General features: G+C 65.8%; 5 protein-coding genes. 4 read left to right on the top strand and 1 reads right to left on the bottom strand.

All coding sequences use genetic code 11. From position 1 onward, the window contains the following. Positions 1-559: 559 nt before the first annotated feature. The gene (locus ACTHLF_RS02095) at positions 560-1093 is read right to left on the bottom strand and encodes a c-type cytochrome (protein WP_440324412.1); all 534 of its coding nucleotides are present in this window, start codon (positions 1091-1093) and stop codon (positions 560-562) included. Positions 1094-1435: 342 nt separating this feature from the next. On the opposite strand from ACTHLF_RS02095, the gene ACTHLF_RS02090 reads away from it, so the two are divergent. The 4 genes from ACTHLF_RS02090 to ACTHLF_RS02075 all read left to right on the top strand — a co-directional run. Continuing rightward, the gene (locus ACTHLF_RS02090; RefSeq protein WP_440324411.1) at positions 1436-2692 is read left to right on the top strand and encodes an efflux RND transporter periplasmic adaptor subunit; all 1257 of its coding nucleotides are present in this window, start codon (positions 1436-1438) and stop codon (positions 2690-2692) included. A 75-nt stretch (positions 2693-2767) separates the two neighbouring features. Continuing rightward, the gene (locus ACTHLF_RS02085) at positions 2768-6010 is read left to right on the top strand and encodes an efflux RND transporter permease subunit (protein WP_440324409.1); all 3243 of its coding nucleotides are present in this window, start codon (positions 2768-2770) and stop codon (positions 6008-6010) included. Positions 6011-6146: 136 nt separating this feature from the next. Further along, on the top strand, positions 6147-9269 hold the full coding sequence (locus tag ACTHLF_RS02080) for an efflux RND transporter permease subunit (RefSeq protein ID WP_440324408.1): 3123 nt from the start codon (positions 6147-6149) through the stop codon (positions 9267-9269). A gap of 227 nt (positions 9270-9496) precedes the next feature. Then, a partial coding sequence (locus ACTHLF_RS02075; protein ID WP_440324406.1) for an NADP-dependent isocitrate dehydrogenase occupies positions 9497-10338 on the top strand: 842 nt, incomplete at its 3' end.

Genomic DNA, 10338 nt, shown 5'->3' with positions numbered 1-10338 from the left:
CGCGCGATACCCCACGCCCTGCGCAGCTCTCTTGTAGGAGCGCGCTTGCGCGCGACATCTTTCGCGAAAGCGCCACAGGGGCTTGTCGATCGAGGCGAAAGCTGTCGGCCACAGGGTGGCCTCCTACAGGTCGCCGGCGCGGCTAGGCTTTCCCACCACCCAGCCTCAGCGCGTCCGAGAGCCCTTGGTGCCCACCCTCGAGGCGAGTTCCGCAGGCGAGGCAGGCGGGCGGGAACAGCCGCCGATGGCGGGAGCGGCCATGGAGGGCCGCTCGTTTGAAATCGAGCCAGGATGGCGAGTTTCAAACCCCCGCCCGGCTGCCGGTTCGCGCCCGTAGGGCAATAAGTAAATCTGCCCCGGAGGGGCACACCTTTTCGAACGACGAGGACATGTCTGAGCAGCGAGGGTGGGCACCAAGGGCTCTTTCCGGAGACGTCAGAGCGCTAGAAGCGATGGCGCAAGCCGAGCCCCGCGAAGCCGAAGGCGAGCCCTCTCGGCTTTCCATGCGAGCAATGAAAAGCCCGGCATAGAGCCGGGCTTTCAGGTAGGGCGAGCAGGCTTACTTCGCCTGGTCGACCATCCACTTCACCGTGTTCGTGACCTGCTCGTCGGTGAGGGCCGGGTTGCCGCCCTTCGGAGGCATGTGGTTGCCATCCGGGCCGGTGTAGCCCTCGATCGCATGCTTGATCAGCGTCGCCGTACCCTCAGCGATGCGCGCACCCCAGGCACCCTTGTCACCCAGCTTCGGCGCACCCGCCACGCCCGCCGTATGGCAGCTGTGGCACAGGTTGTCGTAGATCGTCTTGCCATCCTTGCTGCCGCCGTAGGCGACCTGCGAGGCCGCGGCCTTCGCCGCCGCCTCCTGGGCCGCCAGCATGGCCGCACGGCCGGTATCACCGGCGTAAACGGCACCCACCGGTGCGATCCGGGCCTCCGTGCGCTTCGCCACGGCCGGATCCTGGTCCTTCGGTATGTTCGAATAGATGGTGTAAGCCAACACCATCAGGACAAGGGCGAGAAGACTTAAGCCGGCCGTAAGCCACGAGAATTGACGGACGAAGTTCTGGTCGGACTTGCTCGGAGAACCACTCACGCATTGACTCCCATCGAGATTGGGTGTGCCGTCCCCCTCCCCGGGGCCCGGCTTGCCTGCCGCCTGACAGCGGTCTAACCGCCCGAGTATAACGGAACCTTCGCATTCGTCAGCGGTCCTCCCCGAGGCTGCCCGCGAATGGCCTCAAAGCGGGCCGCAAGCCGTGGGTAGCATGCCGTCAGTCATGGTGTACCCCTGTCAACCGGCATTGTTCAATCCCGTTCCCCTACACCTATATTGTCGCCGCCGAACCTTCACGTTTTCAGGGTATAAAACCCGCGGCGCGAGGCGCGCCAGGCCGAAGGGCAGTGCCGTCGACCGGATTCTCATTGGGAGCTTTACATGTCGCGTTTTTGGAAAATCGCGCTGGCGGTCATCGTGGTTGTGGTGATCGCCGCCGTCGTCGTCCTACCCCGCATGCACAAGGGTGGTGCAAACGCCCAGGGTGCATCCGCCCAGGCCAACGGCGAAGGGCAGGGCAAGGACCAGCCGCCGGTTCCGGTGACCGTGGTGCCCGTCGTGGCCCAGGACGTTCCGGTCTATCTCAGCGCCACGGGTACCGTGCAGGCGCGTAACCAGGTCACGGTGAGCCCGCAGGTCGGCGGCCAGCTGATGAAGCTGAACTTCACCGAAGGCCAGGAAGTGAAGCAGGGCGACGTGCTGGCGGAGATCGATCCGCGCACCATCCAGTCCCAGTACGACCAGGCCCTGGCCAAGCTCAAGCAGGACCAGGCGCTGTCGGCCACCGCCAAGAACAACCTCGAGCGTTCGCAGAACCTCGTGAGCAAGGGCGGACAGCAGTACGTGTCCAAGCAGGACCTGGACAACCTGAAGAACACGCTCGACCAGGCCAATGCCACGGTCGTGGCCGACCAGGCTTCGATCCGCGCCGCGCAGGTGCAGCTCGGCTTCACCAAGGTCATCGCGCCGATCACCGGCCTGGCCGGCATCCGTGGCGTCGACGTCGGCAACATCGTCACGACGACCACGTCCATCGTGACGCTGACCGAGGTGCACCCGATCTACGTCACGTTCACCCTGCCCGAGAAGAACCTCGACATGGTGCGCAGCGCCATGCGCGATGATCCGACCGATCCGCTCACCGTCGATGCGCTCGACCGCATCGATGCGCACGTGATGACCAGCGGCAAGCTCGAGGTCATCAACAACACCATCGACACCACCACCGGCACGTTCCGCCTGCGCGGTCTCTTCGATAACCAGAAGACCGAGCTGTGGCCGGGCCAGTTCGTCAACGCGCGCCTGCGCGTGCGCACGGTGAAGGGCGGCCTGGTGATCCCGGCGCAGGCCGTGCAGCGTGGTCCGGATGGTGACTACGTGTACCTCGTGCAGGGCGACAACACGGTCAAGATGCAGGCCGTGGAAACCGCCGCCGAAGTGGGCGACAGCCACGTCATGATTTCGAAGGGCCTGAAGCTGAACGACAAGGTCGTCACCGAAGGCCAGTTCCGCCTGAAGCCGGGTTCGAAGGTGCAGCCGCTGGCCCCGGGCCAGGTGCCTGCCGCGCCGACGGCGGAAGAGCTGCAGAAGGACAAGGACAAGGCCAAGGGGCGCCAGGGCGGCCGCCGCGGCGGTTAACCCTTGACGCGCGCGGTGCGTCCATGAGGGACGCACCGCCCACGGGTCACATGGCCCAGACACCAGGATCGCAACGTGGGTTTCTCGACACTCTTCATTCGCCGGCCGATCGCAACCTCGCTGCTCATGGTGGCGGTGCTGCTGCTCGGCATCCTCGGCTACCGGCAGCTGCCGGTCTCGGCGCTGCCGGAAATCGACGCGCCCAGCCTCGTCGTCACCACCCAGTATCCCGGTGCCTCGGCCAGCACCATGGCGGCGCTGATCACCACGCCGCTCGAGCGTAACTTCGGCCAGATCTCCGGCCTGAACATGATGAGCTCCGACTCGTCGGCGGGCCTGTCGACGATCGTGCTGCAGTTCAACATGGATCGCGACATCGATATCGCCGCGCAGGACGTGCAGGCGGCGATCAACCAGGCGCGCGGCACGCTGCCGAACAACCTGCCGTACCCGCCGGTCTACAACCGCGTGAACCCGGCCGATGCGCCGATCATGACGCTCGAGCTCACCTCGGATACGGTGCAGCTGCGCGACGTGAACAACTACGCCGACTCAATCATCGCGCAGAAGCTCGCGCAGGTTCAGGGCGTGGGCCTCGTCTCGATCGCGGGCAACGTGCGCCCGGCCGTGCGCATCCAGATCAACCCCGCGCAGCTGGCCAACCTTGGCCTGACCATGGAGGACGTGCGCAGCTCGCTGACCCAGGCGAACGTCAACGCACCCAAGGGCACGCTGAACGGCAAGACCCAGTCTTACAGCATCGGCACGAACGACCAGCTCGCCACCGCCGCCGATTACAAAGACACGATCATCAGCTACACCAACGACTCACCGGTGCGCCTGAAGGATGTCGCCAACGTCGTCGATGGCGTGGAAAACGACCAGCTCGCCGCGTGGTCCAACGGCAAGCCGGCCGTGCTGCTCGATATCCGCCGCCAGCCGGGCGCGAACATCGTGCAGACGGTGAAGTCCATCCGCGACACCATCCCCGACCTGCAGAAGGTGCTGCCGGCGGATGTGCACCTGAAGGTGTTCTCCGACCGCACGATCACCATCCGCGCCTCGGTCGAGGACGTGCAGTTCACCCTGATCCTGACCATCTGCCTCGTGGTGGCGGTGATCTTCGTCTTCCTGCGCCGCCTGTGGGCCACGGTGATCCCGTCGATCGCGGTGCCGCTCTCGCTGATGGGTACGTTCGGCGTCATGGCCTTCGCGGGCATGTCGCTGGATAACCTCTCGCTGATGGCGCTGGCGGTGGCCACCGGCTTCGTGGTCGACGATGCGATCGTGATGATCGAGAACATCGTCCGCTATATCGAACAGGGCCAGGACGCGAAGACGGCCGCGGAAGTCGGTGCCAAGGAAATCGGCTTCACGGTGCTCTCGCTGACCGTCTCGCTGATCGCGGTGTTCCTGCCGCTGCTGCTGATGCCGGGTGTCACCGGCCGCCTGTTCCACGAGTTCGCCTGGGTGCTCACCATCGCGGTGGCCATTTCCATGCTGGTCTCGCTGACGCTCACGCCGATGATGTGCGCGTACCTGCTGAAGGCCGACCAGCTGCCGGACGCCGATGACGCGCACGAGCACGCCACGGCCTCGGGCAAGCACACCGTGTGGTCGCGCACGGTGGAAGCCTACGGCCGCAGCCTCGACTGGGTGCTCGACCACCGCCCGCTGACCATGCTCATCGCCGCGCTCAGCGTGGCCCTGACCGTGGTGCTCTACATCGTGATCCCGAAGGGCCTCCTGCCCGAGCAGGATACGGGCCTCATCACCGCCGTGGTCCAGGCCGACCAGAACGTCGCGTTTCCGCAGATGGAGCAGCGTACGAAGGCCGTGGCCGATGCGCTGGCGAAGGATCCCGCCGTCTCCGGTGTCGCCGCCTTCATCGGTGCCGGCTCGGTGAACCCCACGCTCAACCAGGGCCAGATTTCGCTGGTGCTGAAGGATCGTGGCGATCGCGACAGCCTGGACGACGTGCTGCCGCGCCTGCAGGAAGCGGCGTCGCATATCGCCGGCGTGGCGTTGTACCTGAAGCCCGTGCAGGACGTGACCCTGGATAGCCAGGTCTCGGCCACGGAGTACCAGTACTCGCTGTCCGACGTGAACTCGACCGAGCTGGCGGGCTACGCGCAGCAGATGACTTCGGCCCTGCGCAAGCGCAAGGAGCTGGCGGACGTCGACAACAACCTCGCCGACCAGGGCACCGCGCTCAAGCTCACCATCGATCGCGACACCGCCAGCCGCCTCGGCGTGCCGGTGCAGACGATCGACGATACGCTCTACGACGCGTTCGGCCAGCGCCAGATCTCGACGATCTTCACCCAGCTGAACCAGTACCGCGTGGTAATGGAAGTCTCGCCGGAGTTCCGCAACAGCGCGGACCTGCTCAACAAGCTGACGGTGCGTGGCAACGGCAATGGCGCCCTGACCGGCTCCAATGCCACCAGCTTCGGCCAGCTCGCGTCGAGCAACTCGGCGACCCCGGCGGGTATCGGCAACACCGGCAACGTCGGCTTCCAGGTCGGCGCCGGCGGCACGATCCCCATCGCCTCGCTCGCCAGCGCGAAGGTCACGACGGCACCGCTGGTCGTGAGCCACCTGCAGCAGCTGCCGGCGGTGACCATCTCGTTCAACCTGGCCCCGAATTACTCGCTGTCGGAGGCCGTCGCGGCGATCCACGACGTCGAAAAGAGCCTGGACTTCCCGCCGCAGGTGCGTGGCCAGTTCATCGGCAAGGCCGCCGAGTTCTCCTCGTCGGTTGGCGATGAAGTGCTCCTTCTGCTCGCCTCGATCATCGTCATCGACATCGTGCTGGGCGTGCTGTACGAGAGCTACATCCACCCGCTCACCATCATCTCGACGCTGCCGCCGGCGGGCGTGGGCGCATTGCTCGCGCTCCTGCTCTGCGGGATGACCCTGTCGGTCGATGGCATCGTGGGTATCGTGCTGCTCATCGGTATCGTGAAGAAGAACGCGATCATGATGATCGACTTCGCGATCGAGGCGAAGCGCACCGGCATGAACGCGACGGACGCGATCCGCCGCGCGTGCCTCCTGCGCTTCCGACCGATCATGATGACGACCGCGGCCGCGCTGCTTGGCGCGTTGCCGCTGGCGCTCGGCAACGGCATCGGTTCGGAACTGCGCAAGCCGCTGGGTGTGTCGATCGTGGGCGGCCTGCTGCTCTCGCAGCTGGTGACGCTGTACACCACGCCGGTGATCTACCTGTACATGGAGCGCTTCTCCGACTGGCTCGCCGAGCGGAAGCGACAACGTGCCCTGGCACACCATGCCCAGCCACGGCCCGCGGACTGATGCGGGCCGGGCCTGGACTCCAAGGCTCACCTTCTTTTCGCCGGACGGCTTACCGCCCGGCGAAACCTTTTTCCGGGTCACGCGTTATGGATGGATCCCCGCGCGTCTTTCCCCGCCTCCTAAAGTCCCCCGCTAGATGAATATTTCCGGCCCGTTCATCCGCCGCCCGATCGGCACCTCGCTGCTTGCGATCGGCGTGTTCGTCGTTGGCCTGATCTGCTATTCACTGCTGGGCGTCGCCGCGCTGCCGAACATCCAGTTCCCCGCCATCTTCGTCCAGGCGCAGCAGAGCGGCGCGGATGCCAGCACCATGGCCTCCACGGTCGCCGCGCCGCTGGAGCGCCACCTGGGCCAGGTGCCGGGCGTGGAGAGCATGCGTTCGAACAGCTCGGAGGGCAGTGCCTTCGTGCTGTTGTTCTTCCAGAACGGTACGAATATCGATGCCGCGGCGCGCGACGTGCAGTCGGCGATCAACGCGGCCCAGCCCGACCTGCCGACTGGCCTGCTCAATGCGCCGTCGTACCAGAAGGCCAACCCGAACGACGATCCCGTGGTGGTGCTGGCGCTGACGTCGGACACCGTGGCTCCGACCGATCTGTACAACGTCGCCGATTCGATCCTTGCGCAGCGCCTGCGCCAGCAGGAAGGCATCGCCTCGGTCGATATCGCCGGCAGCGCCACGCCCGCCATTCGCGTCGACGTGAACCTGCGCGCGCTGAACGCCATGGGCCTTTCGCCTGATCAGCTGCGCAACGCGCTGACTGCCGCCAACGTCACCTCGCCGCAGGGCTTCCTGTCGGACGGGAAGACCACCATGGCGGTGATGGCCAACGATTCGCTGCACCACGCCGATGAGTTCGCCAAGCTGGTGATCGGCGTGAACAACTCGGTGCCGATCCATCTCTCGGACGTCGCCAAGGTCTACGACGGCCAGCAGGACGCGTACCAGGCTGCCTGGTTCAACGGCAAGCCCGGCATCCTGATGTACGTGTACCGCAAGCCGGACGCGAATGTCATTGAGACCGTGGACCGGATCAAGGGCATGATGCCGACGATGCAGGCGTGGCTGCCGAAGGGCGTACAGCTGCACTCGTTCTTCGACGGCACGCCGACCATCCGCGCCTCGCTGCACGAGGTGCAGGCCACGCTGATGATCAGCCTGTGCATGGTGATCATGACCATGGCGCTGTTCCTGCGCCGCCTCGCGCCGACCGTCATCGCTGGCCTGGCCGTGCCGCTCTCGCTCGCGGGCGGCTTCATCGTGATGTACGCGTTCGGGTACACACTGAACAACCTGACCCTGCTGGCGCTGGTCATCGCCATCGGCTTCGTGGTCGACGATGCGATCGTGGTCATCGAGAACGTCATCCGGCACATGGATGAAGGCATACCGCGGTTCGAAGCGGCGTTGCTCGGCGCGCGCGAGATCGGCTTCACGATCGTCTCGATCACCGGCTCGCTGATCGCCGTGTTCATCCCGCTGCTGCTCGCGCCCGGCATCATCGGCATGTTCTTCAAGGAATTCACCATCACGCTGATCGCAGCGATCGTCGTGTCGATGCTGGTATCGCTGACCCTGACGCCCTCGTTGTGCGCGCACTTCCTCACCGCGCACGCGTCGGACGAGCCGGAATCGCGCCTCGGCCGCTGGCTGGAGCGCGCGCAGGACCGGCTGCTGGCGTTCTATCGCGTGTGCCTGGACTGGACGCTCCGCCATGCGCTGCTGATGGCGCTGACGCCGCTGTTCCTGATCGGGATCACCATCGCGTTGTTCGGCATGGTGAAGGGCGGCTTCTTCCCGCCACAGGACACGGGCCTCATCGCGGCGCGTGCGACCTCCAGTTCCACGGTGTCGTTCAGCGAGATGAAGACCCGCCAGGCCCGCCTTACCGACATGCTGCTCGCCGACCCGGACGTGAAGTCCGTGGGTTCGCGCCTCGGCACCAGCCGTACGGGTTCCACCGGTAACTTCAACATCGAGCTGAAGACCGTGGCGGAAGGGCGGCAGGATACGACCTTCGATGCGGTGGATCGCCTGTCGGCCAAGGCCAACAAGTACCCCGACCTCAACCTGCGCCTGCGCCCAATCCAGGACCTGCCCACGGGCGGCGGTGGCGGCAGCTCGCAGGGTGGCCAGTACTCCGTGTCGCTGAAGGGCAACGACCTCGCCGAGCTGCAGCTGTGGCTGCCGAAGCTGGTCGATGCGCTGAAGAAGAGCCCGATCCTGAAGGACGTGGGTAGCGATATCGATGCGCAGGGCCTGCGCCAGAACATGGTGATCGACCGTGATACCGCGTCGCGCCTTGGCGTGTCGATCGGCAACATCGACGGCGCGCTGTATAACGCCTTCGGCCAGCGCGCGGTGTCGACGATCTACTCGGACATCAACCAGTACCGCGTGATCGTGAACGCGCTGCCGACGCTCGCGGCAACGCCCGAGGCGCTGAACCAGATCTACGTGCGCTCGAACAGCGGCGCCATGGTGCCGATCTCCGCCGTCACCCGGCAGGAGCCCGGCCTCGCGCCCAGCCAGATCGTGCACGAGGACCAGTACACCAGCATGGGCGTCAGCTTCAATCTCGCACCGGGCGCAAGCATGGGCGAGGCGATGGTGGTGATCCAGAAGACCATCGATGGCATGCGCATGCCGGGCGACATCCGCCTCGATGCGGGCAGCGATTTCCGCCGCTTCCAGCAATCGCAGAGCGATATGCCGCTGTTGATCCTCGCGGCGATCATCGTCGTGTACCTGTTGATGGGCATGCTCTACGAGAGCCTGATCCATCCGGTGACGATCCTGTCGACGCTGCCGGCCGCGGGTGTCGGCGCGCTCGCCGCGCTGGTCATCACCGATACCGAGCTATCGGTGGTCGCGATGATCGCGCTGGTGCTGCTGATCGGTATCGTGAAGAAGAACGCGATCATGATGATCGACTTCGCCCTCGTGGCGCAGCGCGACCATGCGTCCAATCCGAAGGACGCCATCCGCGAGGCCTGCCTGGTGCGCTTCCGCCCGATCATGATGACGACCATGGTGGCGATCCTGGCGGCCCTGCCGCTGGCGATCGGCCTGGGCGAGGGCTCCGAGCTGCGCCGTCCGCTGGGTATCGCCATGATCGGCGGCCTGCTGATCTCGCAGAGCCTCACGCTGCTCTCCACCCCGGCGCTCTACGTGATCTTCGCCTGCCTCTCCGACCGCTGGAAGGCACGCAAGGCCCGCCGCCGGGAGCGCAAGGCGCTGCGCGCCGCCCGGGCGTGAAATCGGCTGCCGTAGGAGCCCACCCTGTGGGCGACATCTTTCGCGACGCCGCCGCAGGGCTTGTGCTTTCACGGCGAACGGCGTCGCCCACAGGGTGGGCGCCTACGGCGGCAGCGGTGTTGCACCCGCAGCAAAGGTGTCATGCCGGGGGATCGCTTTCCCCGGCCGCCTGATCCGGCCACAATGGTAGGGTTTCCCGCGCGCGGGACCCATCCAGAGGCCTCCTCATGTCCAACTCGCCCAAGATCATCTACACGCTCACCGACGAAGCGCCGTTCCTGGCCACCGCGTCGTTCCTGCCGATCGTCGAGGCCTTTGCCGGCACCGCCGGTGTCGCCGTCGAGACCCGCGACATCTCGCTGGCCGGCCGCATCCTGGCCCAGTTCCCGGACCGCCTGACCGACGCGCAGCGCGTGGGTGACCACCTCACCGAACTCGGCGAACTGGCGACCACGCCGGAAGCCAACATCATCAAGCTGCCGAACATCAGCGCCTCCGTGCCGCAGATGAAGGCCGCGATCAAGGAACTGCAGGCCCAGGGCTATAACCTGCCGGATTACGTCGACGCGCCGTCGACCGATGCCGACAAGGACACCAACGCCCGCTACGGCAAGGCCATGGGCAGCGCCGTTAACCCGGTGCTGCGCGAAGGCAATTCCGACCGCCGCGCACCGCTCTCGGTGAAGAACTACGCCCGCAAGCACCCGCACCGCATGGGCAAGTGGTCGTCCGACTCGAAGTCGCACGTCTCGCACATGGATGGCGGCGATTTTTACGGCAGCGAGAAGTCCGCGACGATGGACAAGGCCGGCAACCTGCGCATCGAGTTCACCGGCAAGGACGGTGCGACGAAGGTGCTAAAGGAAAAGGTCGCGGTGAAGGCTGGCGAGATCGTCGATGCCGCGGTCATGAGCAAGGGCAAGCTCGCCGCGTTCATCAGCGCGCAGATCGAAGACGCGAAGGCGAAGGGCGTGCTGTTCTCGCTGCACCTCAAGGCCACGATGATGAAGGTCTCCGACCCCATCATGTTCGGTATCGCCGTGCGTGAGTTCTACAAGGACGTGCTGGC

Origin of the sequence: Luteibacter sp. (assembly GCF_051958795.1) — a bacterium.
Classification (GTDB): domain Bacteria; phylum Pseudomonadota; class Gammaproteobacteria; order Xanthomonadales; family Rhodanobacteraceae; genus Luteibacter.
Note: the sequence above shows the minus strand (reverse complement) of the source record. Positions and strands in the feature narration are given on the sequence as shown.